Genomic DNA, 18,039 nt, shown 5'->3' on the forward strand with positions numbered 1-18,039 from the left:
TCTTGATGGGATCGAACTTATTCTGGCACCAACAGGATGTAACGAAACGGGCAAGGCAGCTGTTACATGGGCACAAAAGCTTCGTCATCTGGTTTACAGGCCTGTCCGGATCAGGGAAATCTACCATTGCGAACAAATTGGATCGTTCTTTATATCGGAAAGGAATCTCAACCTACATCCTCGATGGAGATAACATCCGTATCGGCTTGAATAATGATTTGACCTTTTCACAAGAAGATCGGGCAGAAAATATCCGGAGAGTCGGTGAAGTTGCACGGCTTTTTGTAGACGCGGGCATTATTGTGTTAGCTACATTCGTATCACCTTATCGAGCCGATCGGGAATATGTCCGCAAGTTGATGAACAAGACTGAATTCATTGAAGTCTATGTAAAGTGCAAAATGGATACGCTCAAGGCTCGGGATCCTAAAGGTCTTTATAAAAAAGCGATGAATGGCGAAATAGAGAATTTCACCGGGATATCCGATCCATATGAAGTACCGGAAAAACCCGATATTGTCGTGGATACAAGTATGATGTCTGCAAGTGTATGTGTGAAACAAATCGAGAATTTTCTGTTCAACAATGGTTATCTGAAATAAACCAAAGATAAAAACCAACATATCCTGAGAATGTGTTGGCTTTTATTCTTGATCATTCACTTGGTTTCCATGTAACGCGGCCGCAGGATTTACAACCAGCATTCGGAGTTTTCGTAAACAAGGATGTTTTTCGAGTTCGATTCCTTCTTCGTTTTACTTGTTTGTACAATTCGATAACATCCGATTTTTTCAAGTCGATCACCTCGAAAATTAGGATGATTTATCTTATTCGTACAAGAATCGGATGGTGTTTTATTTTCTAAAAAATGGATTGATGACCTTCGTTTCCTTCTTTTTGGATTGATTTTTGAATGGATCGAACTTTGTCGGTTTATGATCTTTATTATATTTGAATGGATCAATCGGTTCAGCATCCTTGGAATCTGGTCCATTGAAATTGGGCTTTTCAGGCCAAGATGTCTTCAACTGGTATGAAGAGAGCGCAGGATTGATTGGTGTAAGAACCTTTCGTAATAATGTTTCGTAAGTGCCTGTAGGAATATCCCCAAGCAATTCGAGGGATTCGCCATGACTGTCACCTAGGATGAGGTACGTAAGCCATTCTGAAATATCATCGCATTTTTCTGGATTCCAATAAACCTTCGTATCCGTGTGTAACGTTTCTGGAACCAACTGTTTGTATACCCAATCTTTCGGTGTTGAAAAATGGTCTTTCGGTTTCGGAAAGTGATACACCGAATGATTTCCTTCCAATTTAATGAATGGATTCGAGTCACTGGTGTCCCTGAATGTGGAGAGTGTCTTTATACCCTGCTGGAATTTCGGTGTCACATTCGCTTCTGAGTGCGCCAGCAGCTGACTTAGTCGTTTGAACTCCTTTGGACTCAAGCCGATGATGCGCACATGAAGATTGGTTAATCTACTAGTAAGTTCATTAGAAGAATCATCCCAATCCAATCCCCAAAATATTGCGATCAGTTTCAATGCTTGTAACTCATCTATAGTTAGTCTACATAGCTCTTTTCTATTAAAGAAAACGCGATACATCGCTTTCCCTCCTTTAAAAATAGGCATTAATCTTTGTGTCATTAGCCGTCGTATTCCCATAGTATGTATTGAATCTTCAGTTCATGATGAAGAAAGGAAGGGAAACTATGAGTCATAAAAAACACAATATACCTAAGGCTGCAAACAGCTTACAGGATGAGTGTATTCGCGTACAAAAAGTGTACGACTGGGTAACCGATGCACTTACCGTTCGTAAGACGGTCCGATTTACCCGCGAACAGATTTGTGAGATCGAAGAAGCGATGGAAGATCCAAGTCGTCGCCCTCTACGTATCATCTGTGAACCACCAGAAACACCACCACTTTTCCCTCTACAAAACAGAAGAAGTCATGATCATGATCATGATGATGATAATCTTGAATTCATCTGCGAGCAAGTGGGAGAAAAGCGTGATGTAACGGTATCAACAAATGGTGGTTTCGTTGATGCGCAACTCGTTGAACTCTTAATCAGCACGGACTTGAAAATTCTTGTAGTGGATCGACATGGATGTGTGGTAACGAAAACGAATGTGAACGCATCTGTTTTCGAATCATTCGTACTATGCTACCCAGACGGAACAGACTTGTTCTGTAAAGTCTCCAAGATCTTCTGCAGAATTCCATCTGGAACGGTTCTACTCAACACTCCGTCACCAGAAAGCTTCGATGTCGAGATTACATTCTGTTTGGATATCCAGGTAGAAGCGGAAGTGAAGTTGGAAGTTCTTGCGAAGTTCTGCTCACCGCGTGATAACGACCTCATTGCACCGGATGTCGTTGACCAATGTCCGAAAGTGGAGTTCCCGCCTCAATGTCCTGATATCTTCCCACGTCCAAACTGTGACTGCTCTGCTCAAGGGGAAGCGAGCGGTGATACAGGAGAGGAAGCGTCAGAGGAAGGAAGACTTGCGGTATTAGTGGATATCTGTCCTGACTGCAGCCTGGTCGACAGTGAATTACGAGCAAGCTTCCGAGATACGGATACAGAAGACGGAACAGAAAGCTTCAACTTTACTGCGACTACATTCGATCAAGAAACACTTTGCTGTGAGAAGACGAGAGATGGCTTAAAGTTGATCATCAGTGGAGAAGGTCAGGTAGATGGAAGAACAGTAGACTACAACTTTGCTGTAGTTGATGGTGATTCCGGTACACAATTCCAGCTGCAACTGATCAACCGCAGAGGTCAAACAATCTTCGACTCAGATGTGGTTGAAGCGGATGAAGGCGAAGTTAAAGTAGAAGACTGCATCACATTCAGTGATCTAAAGGTAAAAAGACCTTAGATAGGAAAGGGCGAGATTACTCGCTCTTTTTTATTTTTTATTTCGTAAAGGATAATGAATCATTTTTAGGGACATCGTCTGCGAGATGGAAGCTCTATGATGAATAAGTGCCCAAGCTGTAAGGTTCTTGTAAAGTCTCGGTATGGATATACATATGATAAGGGTATATGACCGGTTTAGGAGGAGGACTTTTATGAATCCACAAAAAGAAATAAGCTACGACCGGCTGGTTTCACGAACCAAATATTATCAGGAGAAATCACTTCAATTAGAAAAGTCGTTACTATTTGCAGAAGAGAAGATTGAGCAATTGGAACAAGAGCTGAAGACCGCTCTTGAAAATGATGATCTTCAAAAAGAATTAGAGGAAAAAGTACGAGAGCTGGAGAACTATCGTATTGAAGTCCAACAGCTGAATGAAAAATTATCTCAATCCAATCTTTCTGCAATGACGAAAAAGATACAGAGTTTTGAAGAATTGTTAGGGACGATTGAACAGGAAATGAACGAGAAAGAAAAACAGGTTGAAAGTTATAAGAATAAAATCAGAAGCCTGGAAAGAAGAATGAAGGTACAGAACAATGCACCAGAAGAAATTTCGAGTGAGCAGGTAGAAAAAGAAAACCTTCAACTTACAGCCTATTTCAATCATAGTCTGATTTGCAAAAATGAATCCTCCTATGTCATCCATGGAAGTCTTCACATGACGAACTATGGATTGGAACAGCTGGATAACCCATTGATCTGTTTCCGATTCCAGCCCATTGATTATACAAACTTGAAGGGTAAAATCAGCTCGCTTGAACAATCCAATTTACCCGAAGATAAACAGGATTCCTTACAATGGGTCTATATTGAAAACGAGTGGGCGAAGGAAGCAAGAGAACGAGGGGAGATATGGGTTGCACCGATGCATGATCTCTTCATACCACCCAATCACACTGTTTCACTGACGGATTTTCAAATTCCAATCAAGAAACAATTCGAAGACAGTATCGTTGTGGAAGCATTTATCTATTTCAAAGAACAAGAGTACCGTGCAAGAGCTATGAATCAGATCGCATTGAACTTTTAAACACCCCAAAAAACTGAATATTGTGCGAATATTTTAAGGATATAACGGGTAAAGAATACTAATCCAGTGGATGAAAAAATTGTGAAGCAGGTGAATGGCATGGGCTATGTACCCCCTTACATCCCCAATCAGAATTTGATATACGGGAACCGAGTGCAAGAGACCTATTCTTCTTATAAGCTCCAATTACATCCAGTAGAGCGGATACAGTATGAAGATGTCACCAAAAAAACGAGTGATCAGGAAAGGTATGAACGGCGGAAGGTCAATGCTGGTCAGTCGTTTCATAAAATATTGTCCGATTTGACAGGAAAAGGACAGAAGATCAACGAAGTTATATAGGGACTAGCGAGTCATTTCGCTAGTCCCTATTTTAATGAGGTGGGTGCGATTCGTCATGGATATGATTCAACTTAGTCATTCTTGTTATTATTTCAAAGGACCTGTCAATATCGGTTATGTGAACCAAAATGACACAGGAATGCTGATTGACACAGGAATTGATCAGCAAGTGATGAAAAAGATTATCAAAACACTGGAGAAAAAATCATTTCCGGTTACACACCTATTCATCACCCATGCTCATGCAGATCACTATGGTGGAGCCAATTATTTGCAGAGAAATCACGACGTCCATACCATCGCTCCGCAAATTGAAGAAGCCATCTTACAAAATCCGATATTAGAACCTCTTTATTTATTACAGGGAAACCGGCCATTGGATGAAATGCGTAATAAATTTCTGGAAGCATTGCCGATGCGAGTCGATCAGGTTGTTCAAGAAGGGTTGTTAAAGGTTGGTTCACTTGAAACGGAGGTTGTTCTGCTACCTGGCCATAGCATTTATCAGCTTGGAATCAGAATAGGGGATGTACTCTATGCAGCAGACGCCTATTTCGGTATCGAACAGTTGCAAAAACATAAGATCCCGTTTTTGATTGATGCAGATGCAACGCTAGCAACCATAGAGAAGCTCCTTTCCATGAATGGAGTCGGAATGGTTCCAGGCCATGGGGAGTTTGAAGAGGAGCCGATGGAGACTTTGATCTCTAACTACGATCACCACGTGAGCATCATAGCAACTATGTATGAAGTACTTGGGAAATATAAGAATGGATGCAATTTTGAACAATTTATGAAAGACATGTGCACTAGATGGGAAATCAAGACGCCTACATTATCGTTATGGACACTGTATCGTACTGCTTTATTTGCTTATTTGATCAAAGGGATTGAAGACCACAAGATTCATTATGAAATTCGTGATTTCAACCTTCATTTCATGTTTGCATCCGTATGACGAGTCAGAAGAAGTTCATCTGGAGATTGCCACTCAGCATGAAGCACATCGGATACATGGGGAATATCCTGTTCCAACAACTTTTTCTTCAGCCAATCTTCCGTCCGTCCGAGTTCACTTAGGTTGTCATAGACGATTTCTCCATCCAGAATCAAAGAAATGGGCAATGAGACCTCTTCCGTAGGTAAATCCATATCCTTTCTTTTCACCATATCCACATCAGACTTGGGCAGTACACTGACAGTTCCATTCGTCTCCAGTATGGCGTACTTTATATCATAAATGGAGAAATACCCTTTTTGTCGGATTAATCCTTGTAATTGGTTGATGTCGAGCTTTGTTTTCTTCATCGTACTATAAACCAGTTTCCCATTATGAATGATGATATCCGGTTGTCCCTCCAAGAAGCCTCGGACTTTATTCTTCTTCTGGGTCCAGAATTCAATGAGAAAAATGAGTAATCCCCAAACGACTACTGCATATAGGATGTAAAATATATGGACGTTTTTATCATAGATTGCATTTCCTAGTAGTTCCCCGAGAATCAATGATGAGATAAAATCAAATGGTGTAATTTGTGAGATTTGTGTTTTACCTAAGAGCCTGGTCATGATAAATAATCCTGCGAAGCCAAGAATAAGCTCAATGGTCAGTTGCATGAAGTCCACATGAATTCCTCCGATTCCAACAATCTATACTCAGTTTGTTCATGCAGGGTGAGAAATAAACATATGTTGGAACCAGGTCAAATCAACCAAAAACAAAAAACGACCTACTGAAAAGGTCGTTTTAAGAATATACGTAATAATAGAGTTTATATCACTTTTTCCATTGCTACATGTGGAATACCGGCATCCATGAAAATGTCCGAATTAGTTTGATAACCAATTGTTGTGTAGAACGGTTCGGCGTGTGTTTGAGAGTGTAGTACAAACTTATGGACATTTTGTTGAATCGCTTCTTGTTCCATATTCTCCATCAACAGTTTACCGGCACCAGTGCCTCTGTATTCTTTCAATACACAGACCCGCTCAATTTTCGCATAATCGTCGACATATCGGATTCTCCCAGCTCCAATCGGAGTAGAATCGTCATAAACGACGAAGTGAGTGCAATCCTTCTCATATTGATCGATTTCCTCTTCTTCTGGAACATTCTGCTCTTCAATGAAAACAGTTGAACGTATGGAAAAGGCATCTTTCATTTTGGAGTCGTCCGTTACGACTTCGACTTTCAACATATCCTATCGGACCTTTCCAAGATGAAAAGTTTCAAATACGGTCCAGGATCCATTCTCCAACTGATAGAGTAATTGGAAGCGATCCACTTGTTCAGTATGGTCGATATCCATCATTTTCAAGGATTCCAGCACATCGTGATGTTCTTCATCAGAAAGTTTTTGTGCCAATGTAATATGTGGAACAAAATTATATGGCCGCTCACTATATAGTTCATCTTTATGAAGTTCTTCATGAAGCTTCGTCAAACGTTCCTCTTCCTTTACCTTGAAGTAAATGACGTTGTTGACCGGATGGAAAGAGCCGACCTTATAAACGTTCAGTTGAAAAGGTTGGATATTATCTGAGATTTCATGGATTTGTCGGGCCATTTCTTTCAACTCATCTTCATCTTCGACATCGAAAGGATCCTTTAATGTCAAGTGAGGAGCGATTAACGCATAATGAGGATCGTAACGTTTACGATATGAATTTACAAGGTCTTGTAGTTTTTTCGATGGAAAAATCGCGATACCGTATTTCATAATTTCCCTCCTCGTGCTTCATCCATTATCTTTATTTTGAGCAACTCTATTATAGCAAATTTTCTTACTATTTCATACTCATATTCCAAGGACTGTCCTTAATTAGGAAAAAGGAACTTCAATGCTTTAGGAATATCAGGCTGCCAATACGTCCATTTATGGTCTCCGTCGAATTCTTCATAATAATACTCTCCGAATGAACGCTCTGTGAGTGCTTTATTCAGATCCCTGTTCGGATTGATGAAGTCCTTCATTTCACCATTTGTCGTTTCCACTTCCGTTTCGCCCTTACCAGCGACATGATAAATGGATAACAAGGATGGATCCTTCAAATTGGAGACTCTTTCAAGTACATGATCGTTCACGAAAGGGGACTGGAGTGCAAGCTTCCCGAACGTACGGGGATAGTCTAATGCAGTCAGTAAAGATACCGTGGCGCCGAGTGAACTGCCGATCATCGCCCGCGCACTTGCAAGTTCCAAGGTTGAATATTCTTCTTCAATAAATGGTAGCAATTCATAAACAAGGAATCGGACATACTTGGAATGTTCCTCACCAGATGGATGGTACTTTCTACGACGATCATTCACATCTTTATATGGAACACCTACGATGATGAATTCCTCAATTGCACCATCTTCAAACAAAGTCTCAGATGATCTTGCAATTTTCCCAAGATTGAAATAGTCTTTTCCATCTTGTGCAATAAGTACGGAATATCGTAACAATGGCGTATAAGATGGAGGTAAGTAGATGTATAAGCTGATCTCTTCATCAAGAATTTCACTATAAATCGTTTTCTCTTCACGTTTTCCATTTAGTTTCATGGTCATCATCCTCCGTATACAATTGGAATAACCTGAGATTGATTGTAACATAAATGCTATAATGAATATAAGCAAGCACACATGAACTTGCATCGAAAGGGGAGATCTTCTTGAAAAAACGTGTACACAGTAAAGACGTGAAAGCTGCAACGATGAACCTATTGAACGAGCGAGGGATTAAAATTGTCGATGTAGCCGAGATCGTATATGAAATGCAGATTCCATATGCCCCGACATTGAAGATGGAAGATTGCATTGAGAGTGTGGAAGCTGTGCTCGAAAAAAGAGAGATTCAGCACGCGTTATTGGTTGGTATCGAATTGGATAAACTAGCAGAACAGAACAAACTGTCTGAACCCCTTCAGTCCATCGTCGAAACGGACGAAGGATTATTCGGCGTTGATGAAACGATTGCTATGGGTGCAGTGCTAGGGTACGGAAGTATCGCGATTACGACTTTCGGTCATCTAGATAAACAGAAAATCGGGATCATCGAAAAGCTAGATACGAAGAAAGGAAACGGAGTTCACACGTTCTTGGATGACTTGATCGCTAGTTTAGCTGCGAATGCATCAAGCCGGCTCGCTCACAGAATTCGAGATCGTGAAGAGAACTTGAAAGAAGAGGAAATCCGTAAGCGGGATGAAGAAGAACGGATTGGATAATTACCGATATGAGAGCTTCCATTTGCTGTAATGGGAGCTCTGCAAAAAATCTTATTTAGTCTGTTGACAGAATGATAAATTGCCAGTATAGTATTACTTGTCCGCTAAAAGCTGAAAATGATCCGTTAGCTCAGTTGGGAGAGCGCTACCTTGACAGGGTAGAGGTCACTGGTTCGAGCCCAGTACGGGTCACCATACATATTAAACCGACCACTTTTCCTTATGGGAGAGTGGTTTTTTTATAATGTAAAAGGAATTCTTAAAAGTAATAGTTAAGTTGTTAAACGTAATTTAAGAACCAAATATCTTATGTAGTTAAAACAATATTTTACTAAAGGAAAGAAAAAGACCGGACAATTAAAGATCTTTTCAGTTATGTTATAAAGACAGATGATACAAATGGAGGATTTATTACTATGAACAAGCTGAAAAGAGATAACCCCTATCCGATCCTAATCTGAAATTGTGTTAGGTCAATCCCCTTGTTGATATAAGAGCTTCAAACATTAACTTTCAAATTTCACGCCTTTAATGGCACGACAATCTACGATGAATGTCTCATCTCTGCTCCTATCTTGTAAGGTGACACAACAATCCTGTTCATCAAAACACGCAAATGTGAACTCTTGGTTTTCAAAGTAATCATCATCACCAATAATAATACGTATTGTGGTGCCGACATCTAGCGTTTTGAAGACACGACAAGCACAGCTTTTACATCTTTTGTCTCCCTTCGACCGATCGATAGAATGGCAACTACAACTCATGATAAACACCTCCTTTGTCCTTTTTAATGTTAGGAATTAACAACCTGAACGCCAGCGATTGCTCTACAATCGAAGATAACGATGTTACCACCATCATCTCTTTTTGCCGTCACACAACAATTCTTTGGATCAAAACAAACTAAAAAGAAGTTTTCCTTTTCAAAAAAATCATCTGTGTTTTTGATAGCAATTCTGATTTCTGTGCCTTGTTCTAAATTTTGTAAAAAACGGCATACGCAGCTATCGCATATATTTTCTTTCACAATCATCGCTCCTCCTCTCTATGGTCATATAGTGTCAGAGCCACTAATCCAATAATTCAATTGCGATTATGTCTCTACAATCCACCAATACAGCTTCATTATCGTCTCTTAAAGTAACGCAACATGTTTTGTCATCAAAACATAAAAATGTAAAATTAATCTCACCACCGTTTGTGAAAAATTCTTCTGATAGGAACGCAATTTTGACCCTTGCACCTTTATCTAGCGTTCTGAATACATCACAAATACAGCCTTCGCAGCGGTCTTCCTTTTTCTTTTTCCAATCCTCATTTCCAAAAAAACCTCTACCCACAACCATTCCTCCTTTACTTAAATGTTCACAGTTATACTACACTATATGGAAAGGCCCTCGGTTTGGTATAGACAAGTATCTAAAATAGGTGAGGAATCTTTGAATGCAAACAAAAAACACCCATACGAAGTGAAACATCGTAATGGATGTTAAATGAATAAAGCCATCCTAGTATTCTTTTGTAAACGTATATGACAAGTTGAAGAAGTGTTCAGACATGGAAGTAAGGGTATATTAGATTTACAAATGATGAGTACCATCTTGAAAAGGATGAGATAGAGGTATTGCCATTGGAGAGTCTTCAATTTTATTTATTTCACTACTCGAAATATATTACGATACAATCATGAAATCTTTTTAAATGCCCTATTTCGATCTCGCAATTGATTCGAGAGATGTAGCTGTAGAAGACGGTCTAATTCTTGACTGCATTTCAACGTTTCTGTCGATGACATGCCATGGATTTTAGCGGTTTCTAACATTTGTGCTCGCTTGCGCTCGATGGTGAGTGATAACATTTATCTTCCCTCCGTCTATTGTAAAGATTAGCCTTGTACATTATCTTACAAAAGCAAGATATTGAAAATAGATTCGTCTAAAGTTCTTAAGATTCGACAGAAATAGAATTGGACGGCATAATGAATCGACATTCATTTTATCCTATTGGTGGTGAAAAGATGAGTAAGGAAAGAGAAATGGTGAAAAAGAAAGGTCTTCCCCCAGGCTCATTGGTTTACGTTGGAGATGAAGAAGCCTCTACGACAAAAATATCAATCATTGATTATTTGGGTGAAAATCTGGTAGAGAGGAAAGTGGATCAAGTTGAAGATATCCTTCCCTATACAGATTCTCAATCCGTCACTTGGGTGAACATAGAAGGTTTAGACGATATCAATGTCTTCAAATTCATCCGGGATGAATACGGTGTACATCCATTGTTGATTGAGGATATTTTGAATACAGAGCACCGGCCCAAGATCAACATACTGAACGATTACGTTGTCATGATCTTGAAGATGGTCTGGTTCAATAAAGAGGAAGTAGAAATAGAAGAAGAACAGATAAGTATCATTATCAAGGACCAGACGATCTTTACAATTCAGGAAAGGGAAGGGGATGTGCTTGAACCTGTACGGAAAGCGATCCGCCAAAACCTAGGGAGAATTCGCAACATGTCCGCGGGATATCTCGTCTATTCCATATTAGATGCCATAGTCGATCAGTATCTGATTGAATCTGAGCGGATTTCATCGGATATCGAGCAAATAGAGGAAGACATGGTGATGAATCCCGATCAGACCGTCCTACAGCAAATCTATTATTATAAGAACATCGGCATGCATCTACGGAAGATCGTCTGGCCAGTAAAAGAAATCATTACAGGACTAGAAAAAACGAAAGTGATTGACTTGAATACTGGGTTCTATTTGAAGGATGTCAGCGACCATATCATTCATGTCATGGATACTGTGGAGATGACGAGAACAATGGCAGCGAACTTGCTGGACGTTTATTTTTCAAGTGTCAGCAATAAGATGAACGAGGTCATGAAGGTACTGACCATCGTTTCGACGATCTTCATTCCTTTGACTTTCATAGCTGGTATCTACGGAATGAACTTCATGTATATGCCTGAGTTGGATGAACCGATGGCATACCCAGTCGTTTGGGGATTGATGATTGCGATGACGCTTGGGATGATTCTCTATTTCAAAAGAAAACGCTGGTTCTGACCCAATTTTCAGTAATGGTTGGTATAATGGGAGGAGTTTACAAATAGAGAAATTGGAAGTGAAAGCATGACGAAAGAGGATATTCTAACGGGGATTCGGGAGAAATCAACGATCCGTCCACTCGTGTTAACATCTGTCATCTTGGCTATGTTCATGGCTGCGATCGAAGGGACGATCGTATCGACTGCTATGCCGAGCATCGTGGCTGACTTAGGTGGTTTCAGATTATACAGTTGGGTGTTTTCGGCCTATTTACTTATGCAAGCGGTCACCATATTGATCTACGGTAAGCTATCAGACCTCTTCGGGAGAAAGCCTGTTTTTACCTTCGGTGTAGGGTTGTTCATGATTGGCTCTATCTTGTGCGGGTTTGCAGAATCAATGGAAATGCTCATCTTGTTCCGATTGATACAAGGTCTTGGAGCGGGAGCGGTCATGCCGATCGCCACGACCATCGTCGGTGATATGTATACAATGGAAGAAAGAGCGAAGATCCAAGGATATTTAGAAAGTGTTTGGGGAATTTCAGCTGTCATAGGGCCAGCATTGGGTGGTTTCATCGTCCTTTATGTTGATTGGGCATACGTTTTTTGGTTGAACATCCCGCTTGGTATACTTGCGATTCTCGGTACCGTTTTATTTTTACATGAAGACGTTGAAAAGAAAAAACATGAAATTGATTACATAGGTGCGTTTTTGGTTTTTGTGGCAGTTAGCAGCTTAATGATCGCTCTCATTCAAGGCGGTGTCACATTACCCTGGACTTCCTGGCAAATCATCGGTCTGTTCAGTCTGTTTGCAGTGAGCTTCATGCTCTTCATCTATCAGGAGAAAAGGGCTGCAGAACCGACCATGCCATTGAGTATATGGAAAGATCGATTGATTACATTGGCTAATCTAGCGTCACTCACTACTGGAGCGATACTGTTCGGAGTATCTTCTTTCCTGCCTGCTTATGTTCAAGGGGTGATGGAAGAGTCGCCACTCGTAGCTGGATTCACCCTTACGACGATGTCTATCGGTTGGCCGATCGCTTCCACACTTGCAGGAAGGCTGATCATCAAACTCGGTTTCCGTACCGTCGCTGTAGGTGGTGGCGTAGCGCTCATGATTGGGTCCATCTTCTTCATGAATCTGGATCCTTCCAAAGGTCCGATATGGGCAGGAATCGGGTCATTCATCATAGGAGTCGGTATGGGTCTGTCTACGACCACGTTCATCGTCTCCATCCAGTCTTCTGTTGATTGGAAGAAGCGTGGGGTCGCGACCGCTTCGAATATGTTCATGCGGATTTTAGGAAGTGCAATCGGAGCGAGTCTACTCGGAGGAATCTTGAACAATCAACTACAAACATACTTACAAGAAAACAATGCCAACCTGGATGAATCTATATCGATTGATGCTGCAAACATCCTGCTCGAAAAATCCCAAAGGGAGAAACTCTCTCCAGAAACGTTGTCACTCCTGCAAGAAGGGCTTACTATTTCCATGGACAGTGTCTATCTCGGGGTTTTCATTCTAGCAGTGATGAGTTTCATCTTAATTGCGTTTTTACCTAAGAAGGATCAACAGAATAAAACAGAGAAGGAGAGTGTCTAAATGACATTCTCCTTACTTATCGGTCTCTAAAAGTTCGATCCGATTGTTGAATGGGTCGAAAAACGAAAATCGTTTCATACCAGGAATTTGGGTTTCTTCCTTGATCTTGACACCTTTTTGGATGAGATATTCCTTGACCTGTTCCAAATTTCTGATAGCAAATGCGGGGTGTCTTTTACTTTGTTCGGTATGAGGCTCTGTCCCGATATGCAGTTCAATACCGGCGACTTCATACCAGAGGCCGCCGTTTGCTTTCAACGCTTCGGGTTTCTCGATTTCATCGAGCCCTAGAACTTCTGTGTAAAAGTTTCGGGCGGTATCCTCTTCACCTGTGGGGATGCAAACTTGAACGTGGTGTAATCTTTCAAAATGTATTTTCGTCATGAAAGTTTTCCTCCAATCATTTGATAGATCAACTGTAGCAACAATAAAATCGTGATGGCTCTCAGAATGAGTTTGACGGCTGATTTCGAGAATTTGCCTGCGAGGCGGACAGCTGTCTGTGCACCAATCAGTGAACCAACAGCTAGAGGGAGTGCAATTTTCCAATCCAAGTGTCCGGCAATATAGAAGCTGACGAATGCGCCTAAACAGCTTAGGAAGGTATTGAACCTCGTATACGCAATGGTCCTGAGGTATGAAACGCCCTGGTAGAAGAACAGATACATCTGGAAGGTCGCTTGCCCGGGACCGAACATGCCGTCATAAGTGCCGATGCCGAAAAGACCTGGATATGACCATTTGGATAATCGCTCTATCCCATCATCGACCTTTGGCGGTTTTTTCAAAAACGATAGAAGGAAAGCAAAGATCAACAGGCTGATTCCGATCAAAAGCATCGTCCTTTCCGATAGAGAGGATGCAATCATGCCACCTACTACACCGCCTGCTAGGCTGAATGGTGCAATTTTGGCTGCGGCCCGGAATTGGACTTCCTTTTTCCGTAACAATACATAGAAACTGGAGAATGAACTGAGCATGTTCGAGAACTTGTTGGATGCGATGGCAGTATGGATGGGAATCCCTGCTACCAACATGGCAGGCAGGTTGATGAGTCCGCCACTGCCCGCTAATGTGCCGATGAATGTTGCGCTGAATCCGATCAATATCAAAAGTAGCGTCATTTTTGGTACCTTCTTCCAAGTTTGCTTATAGTGTTATCTTATGGCATGATTCGTTATAATAAAATGACAATTAATTTATACTTTATGATAAGAAAAACTTATGGACCAAGGTGTGTGAGTAAGTCATGCAAATGACGGAGTTCCATGTATTGAATATTCTCGCAGAAGAACTGAACATGCGAAAGGCTTCAGAAAGACTATATGTTTCCCAGCCTGCGTTAAGCCAACGTCTCCAATCAATTGAACAGCGGTGGGGAGCGAAACTGTTCATCCGCTCTCAGAAGGGATTGACGTTGACACCTGCAGGGGAAAAGGTCATCGAGTTCGTCAATCGAACGATACAGACAGAAGAGGAAGTGAGAGACGAAGTATTGTCTATGGGAGACGTTGTCCATGGAACGTTGAAACTAGCGGTAGCGTCGATCATCGGTCAATATTGGCTGCCTAAAGTACTGAAGGAATATGTAGAGCGATTTCCAAATGTGAAAATTTCGCTCGTGACGGGCTGGAGTAGTGAGGTTCAGAGACAACTTTACGGAGACCATTTCCATGTAGGGATCATCAGAGGTCATCCGGATTGGAAAGGTCCGAAAGAACACTTGATATCTGATGAATTACATCTCGTGGATACGAAAATCCAGTCCCTTGAAGAGTTAGAGGGAACAACGAGACCTTTCATCCAGTTCAAAAGTCATTCTACTTATTATCAAGAGATTCAGGACTGGTGGGTTCGTCAGTTCAAATCATCACCAAAGCGTACGATAGTCGTCGACCAGATCGAAACATGCAAACAGATGGCCCTCAACGGAATCGGTTATGCCATTTTACCGTCGATCAGTCTTCCGAAAGAAGAATCGAACTTCCATACGATCCCGATCAAGAATGAGAAGAAAGAGCCGCTGGTGCGGGATACGTGGATTATATACAGTGAAGCTTCGCAACAATTGAAGCAAGTGAAAGCGTTCATCGACCTCATCAATGAGATGAAGGGAAACGGTCATACTTAACAACAGCGTGAAAATACGATAAAATTAATCCGATTGAGATTGAGAAAATTGAAGGAGGAATTGGTTTATGAAAATGATGGATGCAAACGAGATCATCTCGTTTATTCAAAATAGTGAAAAGTCAACACCTGTCAAAGTACATATCAAAGGGGATATTGAAGGAATTGATTTCGGATCGACTACGAAATCATTCATTACTGGGAATACTGGCGTCCTTTTTGGTGAGTGGAAAGAAATTAAAGCTGCGATTGAACAGAACGAAGCTGCGATTGAAGACTATGTAATCGAAAACGATCGTCGCAACTCTGCAATACCTCTGTTGGACTTGAAAGGCGTACAAGCTCGTATCGAGCCAGGCGCAGTCATCCGTGACCAAGTTGAAATTGGTAAAAATGCAGTCATCATGATGGGTGCTATGATCAACATCGGATCTGTCGTCGGTGAAGGTACAATGATCGACATGAACGTTGTCCTTGGCGGACGCGCAACAGTCGGTAAGAACTGCCACATCGGTGCAGGGTCTGTATTAGCAGGTGTCATCGAGCCACCTTCTGCAAAGCCAGTCGTCGTTGAAGATGGCGTTGTCGTTGGTGCAAATGCTGTAATCCTTGAAGGTGTTACAGTTGGAGAAGGCTCCGTTGTCGCAGCAGGAGCTGTCGTGACTGAAGACGTACCTCCACTGTCTGTTGTCGCTGGGACACCAGCTCGCGTCATCAAAAAAATTGATGAGAAGACAAAAGGAAAGACTGAAATCAAGCAAGAACTTCGCCAGTTGAAGGAAGACTAATTTGAAAAAGGAGAGGGCAGAAATGATATCCCACGATGATCTCATTGATATTCGCCGCTCTCTACACCGTATACCAGAGCTGGGTTTTCAAGAAGTGAAGACCCAGCGCTTTTTGTTAGATAAAATCCAGTCGTTGCCACAAGAACATCTTGAAGTGATGGAGTGGAAGACAGGCCTAATGGTAAAGGTGCATGGAGCGGACCCGGAGAAAACGATCGGTTATCGGGCGGATATCGACGGGTTACCGATTGAAGAGGAAACCTCATACGATTTCAAATCAGAACACCCTGGGATGATGCATGCGTGTGGTCATGATTTTCACATGACGATTGCGCTTGGTGTTCTGACGCACTTTGCATCCAATCAGCCGAAGGATCATATATTGTTTGTATTTCAACCAGCAGAAGAAGGTCCAGGTGGAGCGCTCCCTATTCTGGAAAGCATGGAGTTCAATGCTTTTCGACCTGATATGATGGTGGCTCTCCATATTTCACCTGAATTGCCGGTCGGTACGATTGGTACGAAGGAAGGGTTATTGTTCGCTAACACCTCAGAATTGTTCATCGATCTGAAAGGAAAAGGTGGTCACGCAGCCTATCCACACAAGGCGAATGACATGGTTGTTGCGGGCAGTAATCTCGTTTCCATGATGCAAACGATCGTTTCTCGGAACATCGATCCGTTGGACTCTGCAGTCGTTACAATCGGTAAAATCACGGGTGGAACGAAACAGAACATCATTGCGGAAAAAGCGCGAATCGAAGGGACGATCCGTACATTGTCACCAGAGGCGATGGAGAACGTGAAGAAGCGGATCGAGGCACTCGTTTCCGGCATTGAAACTGGATTTGAATGCGAGGCAGAAATCGATTATGGCGCGAATTATTATCAGGTTGACAATGACCCTGAGCTGACTGAGGAGTTCATGAAGTTTGTAGAGGATAGCAAGTATGAGCTCGTTGTGAGTGATAAAGCGATGACAGGAGAAGATTTCGGTTATTTCTTGAAAGAGATCCCTGGATTCATGTTCTGGCTCGGCGTCGATACACCGTATGGATTGCATCACTCAAAGATTGAACCGAATGAAGATGCACTCAAGGTAGCAGTTGATCTGCTCGTCGATTATATAACCAAAAAAGCGAACTAGAGCCCTGGTGGAGGGCTCTTTTTTGTGGGATGAGCGGTGGTTGCACATCCCGAAACGGGGAGGAAACGGAGTATCGCACCTCGCAAGAGGCTATTGTGCACCCCGAAAACGCGAAATCTTCGAGATCGCACCCCGCAAGAAGCTCTTGATCCATGCCAATGCCTTCATCACCACACATCCCGTGCATATCGCCTGCCACATCCGGTTAACTTAAGAGAAAGTGCGGAGGAGGTGGAAGGTATGCCACGTATTGGAGTTGAACAATCTTTGTCTGCTGTACAAGAGGCGCTTCAAAGCAAAGGATACGATGTAAAACAATTGCAACAAGAGCAAGATGCGGCTGACTGTGATTGCTGTGTGATCACAGGTCAGGATGAAAACGTGATGGGGATCCAGAATACCATGACACAAGGGTCTGTCATCAATGCACATGGAATGTCTGCAGATGATGTGTGCCAACAAATCGATCAACGTTTCCAACAATCATAATCCATAATGAAAGGGATAGCCCGAGGCTATCCCTTCTTTTATCAATCGTCTTTCTTGACCCAGTTGTCGTTCTCATTTTTGGTGTACTTTTCTTTTACCGCACTCCAAGCGACCTTGTGTGCTGTCTTTTCTTGATCATATTGCTCGCTTGCTGAGTTGAAGGCTTCTTTATAGATTTCTTGAGCGTGTTTTGGCAAGTTGTCCTTTACCTGGTCAGGCAGTTCACTTTTCTTATCGTATGGCATAAAAAAGTACCCTCCTTTTTGATAAGAAGGGTACCCG

Annotated in this window: 23 protein-coding genes and 1 tRNA gene; 13 read left to right on the forward strand and 11 right to left on the reverse strand. The window is 41.8% G+C overall.

What is annotated here, in order from left to right:
• Window positions 1–5 precede the first annotated feature (5 nt).
• Window positions 6–602: an adenylyl-sulfate kinase gene (cysC, locus tag ACSVDE_RS04480; protein ID WP_439299769.1), complete on the forward strand. Its 597-nt coding sequence runs from the start codon at window positions 6–8 to the stop codon at window positions 600–602.
• 252 nt (window positions 603–854) lie between these two features.
• Here cysC and ACSVDE_RS04485 read toward each other — a convergent pair whose 3' ends face one another.
• Window positions 855–1,610 (reverse strand): hypothetical protein, encoded by a 756-nt coding sequence (locus ACSVDE_RS04485; RefSeq protein ID WP_439299770.1) that lies wholly within the window; start codon window positions 1,608–1,610, stop codon window positions 855–857.
• Window positions 1,611–1,717: 107 nt separating this feature from the next.
• Between ACSVDE_RS04485 and ACSVDE_RS04490 the strand changes: the two genes are divergently transcribed.
• The 4 genes from ACSVDE_RS04490 to ACSVDE_RS04505 all read left to right on the forward strand — a co-directional run bounded on the left by ACSVDE_RS04490 (window position 1,718) and on the right by ACSVDE_RS04505 (window position 5,274).
• The gene (locus ACSVDE_RS04490; RefSeq protein ID WP_439299771.1) at window positions 1,718–2,899 is read left to right on the forward strand and encodes a hypothetical protein; all 1,182 of its coding nucleotides are present in this window, start codon (window positions 1,718–1,720) and stop codon (window positions 2,897–2,899) included.
• 193 nt (window positions 2,900–3,092) lie between these two features.
• Window positions 3,093–3,974 (forward strand): hypothetical protein, encoded by an 882-nt coding sequence (locus ACSVDE_RS04495; protein ID WP_439299772.1) that lies wholly within the window; start codon window positions 3,093–3,095, stop codon window positions 3,972–3,974.
• A gap of 81 nt (window positions 3,975–4,055) precedes the next feature.
• A complete protein-coding gene (locus ACSVDE_RS04500) occupies window positions 4,056–4,316 on the forward strand; it encodes a hypothetical protein (RefSeq protein ID WP_439299773.1) in 261 nt (86 codons plus the stop codon).
• Between the two features lie 55 nt (window positions 4,317–4,371).
• Entirely contained in the window at window positions 4,372–5,274 is a 903-nt protein-coding gene (locus ACSVDE_RS04505; RefSeq protein WP_439299774.1) for an MBL fold metallo-hydrolase, read from the forward strand.
• Here ACSVDE_RS04505 and ACSVDE_RS04510 read toward each other — a convergent pair.
• The 4 genes from ACSVDE_RS04510 to ACSVDE_RS04525 form a co-directional block, all read right to left on the reverse strand.
• Window positions 5,250–5,933, reverse strand: a complete 684-nt coding sequence (locus ACSVDE_RS04510) for a DUF421 domain-containing protein (protein ID WP_439301927.1) — start codon at window positions 5,931–5,933, stop codon at window positions 5,250–5,252. The two genes, ACSVDE_RS04505 and ACSVDE_RS04510, sit on opposite strands and share 25 nt — an antisense overlap.
• Before the next feature lie 155 nt (window positions 5,934–6,088).
• Window positions 6,089–6,514 carry a GNAT family N-acetyltransferase gene (locus ACSVDE_RS04515; RefSeq protein WP_439299775.1) on the reverse strand — a complete coding sequence of 142 codons (426 nt, stop codon included), beginning with the start codon at window positions 6,512–6,514 and terminating at the stop codon, window positions 6,089–6,091.
• A 3-nt stretch (window positions 6,515–6,517) separates the two neighbouring features.
• Window positions 6,518–7,036, reverse strand: coding sequence for a YjcG family protein (locus ACSVDE_RS04520; protein WP_439299776.1), 519 nt, complete (start codon window positions 7,034–7,036; stop codon window positions 6,518–6,520).
• Between the two features lie 98 nt (window positions 7,037–7,134).
• Window positions 7,135–7,863 (reverse strand): alpha/beta hydrolase, encoded by a 729-nt coding sequence (locus ACSVDE_RS04525; protein ID WP_439299777.1) that lies wholly within the window; start codon window positions 7,861–7,863, stop codon window positions 7,135–7,137.
• Window positions 7,864–8,015: 152 nt separating this feature from the next.
• Between ACSVDE_RS04525 and ACSVDE_RS04530 the strand changes: the two genes are divergently transcribed.
• Both ACSVDE_RS04530 and ACSVDE_RS04535 read left to right on the forward strand, forming a co-directional pair.
• Complete coding sequence (locus ACSVDE_RS04530; protein WP_439301928.1) at window positions 8,016–8,528, forward strand: phosphatidylglycerophosphatase A family protein; 513 nt, start codon at window positions 8,016–8,018, stop codon at window positions 8,526–8,528.
• A gap of 119 nt (window positions 8,529–8,647) precedes the next feature.
• Window positions 8,648–8,723: transfer RNA gene (locus tag ACSVDE_RS04535), tRNA-Val, on the forward strand.
• A 601-nt stretch (window positions 8,724–9,324) separates the two neighbouring features.
• Here the strand turns inward: ACSVDE_RS04535 and ACSVDE_RS04540 are convergent.
• The 3 genes from ACSVDE_RS04540 to ACSVDE_RS04550 form a co-directional block, all read right to left on the reverse strand.
• Complete coding sequence (locus ACSVDE_RS04540; protein ID WP_439299778.1) at window positions 9,325–9,564, reverse strand: hypothetical protein; 240 nt, start codon at window positions 9,562–9,564, stop codon at window positions 9,325–9,327.
• A 37-nt stretch (window positions 9,565–9,601) separates the two neighbouring features.
• A complete protein-coding gene (locus ACSVDE_RS04545) occupies window positions 9,602–9,871 on the reverse strand; it encodes a hypothetical protein (protein ID WP_439299779.1) in 270 nt (89 codons plus the stop codon).
• Between the two features lie 344 nt (window positions 9,872–10,215).
• Window positions 10,216–10,389, reverse strand: coding sequence for an aspartyl-phosphate phosphatase Spo0E family protein (locus ACSVDE_RS04550; protein WP_439299780.1), 174 nt, complete (start codon window positions 10,387–10,389; stop codon window positions 10,216–10,218).
• A gap of 159 nt (window positions 10,390–10,548) precedes the next feature.
• Between ACSVDE_RS04550 and corA the strand changes: the two genes are divergently transcribed.
• Together corA and ACSVDE_RS04560 are read left to right on the forward strand one after the other, a co-directional pair.
• Window positions 10,549–11,604 (forward strand): magnesium/cobalt transporter CorA, encoded by a 1,056-nt coding sequence (gene corA / locus ACSVDE_RS04555; RefSeq protein ID WP_439299781.1) that lies wholly within the window; start codon window positions 10,549–10,551, stop codon window positions 11,602–11,604.
• Window positions 11,605–11,670: 66 nt separating this feature from the next.
• Window positions 11,671–13,203 (forward strand): MDR family MFS transporter, encoded by a 1,533-nt coding sequence (locus tag ACSVDE_RS04560; protein ID WP_439299782.1) that lies wholly within the window; start codon window positions 11,671–11,673, stop codon window positions 13,201–13,203.
• Between the two features lie 12 nt (window positions 13,204–13,215).
• Here the strand turns inward: ACSVDE_RS04560 and ACSVDE_RS04565 are convergent, their stop codons facing one another.
• Together ACSVDE_RS04565 and ACSVDE_RS04570 are read right to left on the reverse strand one after the other, a co-directional pair.
• The gene (locus ACSVDE_RS04565) at window positions 13,216–13,587 is read right to left on the reverse strand and encodes a VOC family protein (RefSeq protein ID WP_439299783.1); all 372 of its coding nucleotides are present in this window, start codon (window positions 13,585–13,587) and stop codon (window positions 13,216–13,218) included.
• Window positions 13,584–14,327, reverse strand: a complete 744-nt coding sequence (locus tag ACSVDE_RS04570; protein ID WP_439299784.1) for a sulfite exporter TauE/SafE family protein — start codon at window positions 14,325–14,327, stop codon at window positions 13,584–13,586. The genes ACSVDE_RS04565 and ACSVDE_RS04570 overlap by 4 nt, the downstream gene beginning before the upstream one ends.
• Window positions 14,328–14,452: 125 nt before the next feature.
• On the opposite strand from ACSVDE_RS04570, the gene ACSVDE_RS04575 reads away from it, so the two are divergent.
• The 4 genes from ACSVDE_RS04575 (at window position 14,453) to ACSVDE_RS04590 (ending at window position 17,757) form a co-directional block, all read left to right on the forward strand.
• Window positions 14,453–15,334 carry a LysR family transcriptional regulator gene (locus tag ACSVDE_RS04575; protein ID WP_439299785.1) on the forward strand — a complete coding sequence of 294 codons (882 nt, stop codon included), beginning with the start codon at window positions 14,453–14,455 and terminating at the stop codon, window positions 15,332–15,334.
• A 67-nt stretch (window positions 15,335–15,401) separates the two neighbouring features.
• Window positions 15,402–16,121, forward strand: a complete 720-nt coding sequence (dapD, locus tag ACSVDE_RS04580; RefSeq protein ID WP_439299786.1) for a 2,3,4,5-tetrahydropyridine-2,6-dicarboxylate N-acetyltransferase — start codon at window positions 15,402–15,404, stop codon at window positions 16,119–16,121.
• A gap of 25 nt (window positions 16,122–16,146) precedes the next feature.
• On the forward strand, window positions 16,147–17,268 hold the full coding sequence (locus ACSVDE_RS04585) for an N-acetyldiaminopimelate deacetylase (RefSeq protein ID WP_439301929.1): 1,122 nt from the start codon (window positions 16,147–16,149) through the stop codon (window positions 17,266–17,268).
• Between the two features lie 240 nt (window positions 17,269–17,508).
• On the forward strand, window positions 17,509–17,757 hold the full coding sequence (locus tag ACSVDE_RS04590; RefSeq protein ID WP_226552059.1) for a YkuS family protein: 249 nt from the start codon (window positions 17,509–17,511) through the stop codon (window positions 17,755–17,757).
• 41 nt (window positions 17,758–17,798) lie between these two features.
• Here ACSVDE_RS04590 and ACSVDE_RS04595 read toward each other — a convergent pair whose 3' ends face one another.
• The gene (locus ACSVDE_RS04595; RefSeq protein WP_439299787.1) at window positions 17,799–18,002 is read right to left on the reverse strand and encodes a ChaB family protein; all 204 of its coding nucleotides are present in this window, start codon (window positions 18,000–18,002) and stop codon (window positions 17,799–17,801) included.
• Between the last annotated feature and the right edge of the window lie 37 nt (window positions 18,003–18,039).

Source organism: Pseudalkalibacillus sp. Hm43 (genome assembly GCF_051842935.1).
Classification (GTDB): Bacteria; Bacillota; Bacilli; order Bacillales; family Fictibacillaceae; genus Pseudalkalibacillus.

Coding starts and splice junctions, on each gene's coding strand:
- cysC (WP_439299769.1), top strand. CDS start 6: ATGGGATCGAACTTATTCTGGCACCAACAGGATGTAACGAAACGGGCA.
- ACSVDE_RS04485 (WP_439299770.1), bottom strand. CDS start 1,610: ATGTATCGCGTTTTCTTTAATAGAAAAGAGCTATGTAGACTAACTATA.
- ACSVDE_RS04490 (WP_439299771.1), top strand. CDS start 1,718: ATGAGTCATAAAAAACACAATATACCTAAGGCTGCAAACAGCTTACAG.
- ACSVDE_RS04495 (WP_439299772.1), top strand. CDS start 3,093: ATGAATCCACAAAAAGAAATAAGCTACGACCGGCTGGTTTCACGAACC.
- ACSVDE_RS04505 (WP_439299774.1), top strand. CDS start 4,372: ATGGATATGATTCAACTTAGTCATTCTTGTTATTATTTCAAAGGACCT.
- ACSVDE_RS04510 (WP_439301927.1), bottom strand. CDS start 5,933: ATGCAACTGACCATTGAGCTTATTCTTGGCTTCGCAGGATTATTTATC.
- ACSVDE_RS04515 (WP_439299775.1), bottom strand. CDS start 6,514: ATGTTGAAAGTCGAAGTCGTAACGGACGACTCCAAAATGAAAGATGCC.
- ACSVDE_RS04520 (WP_439299776.1), bottom strand. CDS start 7,036: ATGAAATACGGTATCGCGATTTTTCCATCGAAAAAACTACAAGACCTT.
- ACSVDE_RS04525 (WP_439299777.1), bottom strand. CDS start 7,863: ATGAAACTAAATGGAAAACGTGAAGAGAAAACGATTTATAGTGAAATT.
- ACSVDE_RS04530 (WP_439301928.1), top strand. CDS start 8,016: ATGAACCTATTGAACGAGCGAGGGATTAAAATTGTCGATGTAGCCGAG.
- ACSVDE_RS04540 (WP_439299778.1), bottom strand. CDS start 9,564: ATGATTGTGAAAGAAAATATATGCGATAGCTGCGTATGCCGTTTTTTA.
- ACSVDE_RS04550 (WP_439299780.1), bottom strand. CDS start 10,389: ATGTTATCACTCACCATCGAGCGCAAGCGAGCACAAATGTTAGAAACC.
- corA (WP_439299781.1), top strand. CDS start 10,549: ATGAGTAAGGAAAGAGAAATGGTGAAAAAGAAAGGTCTTCCCCCAGGC.
- ACSVDE_RS04560 (WP_439299782.1), top strand. CDS start 11,671: ATGACGAAAGAGGATATTCTAACGGGGATTCGGGAGAAATCAACGATC.
- ACSVDE_RS04565 (WP_439299783.1), bottom strand. CDS start 13,587: ATGACGAAAATACATTTTGAAAGATTACACCACGTTCAAGTTTGCATC.
- ACSVDE_RS04570 (WP_439299784.1), bottom strand. CDS start 14,327: ATGACGCTACTTTTGATATTGATCGGATTCAGCGCAACATTCATCGGC.
- ACSVDE_RS04575 (WP_439299785.1), top strand. CDS start 14,453: ATGCAAATGACGGAGTTCCATGTATTGAATATTCTCGCAGAAGAACTG.
- dapD (WP_439299786.1), top strand. CDS start 15,402: ATGAAAATGATGGATGCAAACGAGATCATCTCGTTTATTCAAAATAGT.
- ACSVDE_RS04590 (WP_226552059.1), top strand. CDS start 17,509: ATGCCACGTATTGGAGTTGAACAATCTTTGTCTGCTGTACAAGAGGCG.
- ACSVDE_RS04595 (WP_439299787.1), bottom strand. CDS start 18,002: ATGCCATACGATAAGAAAAGTGAACTGCCTGACCAGGTAAAGGACAAC.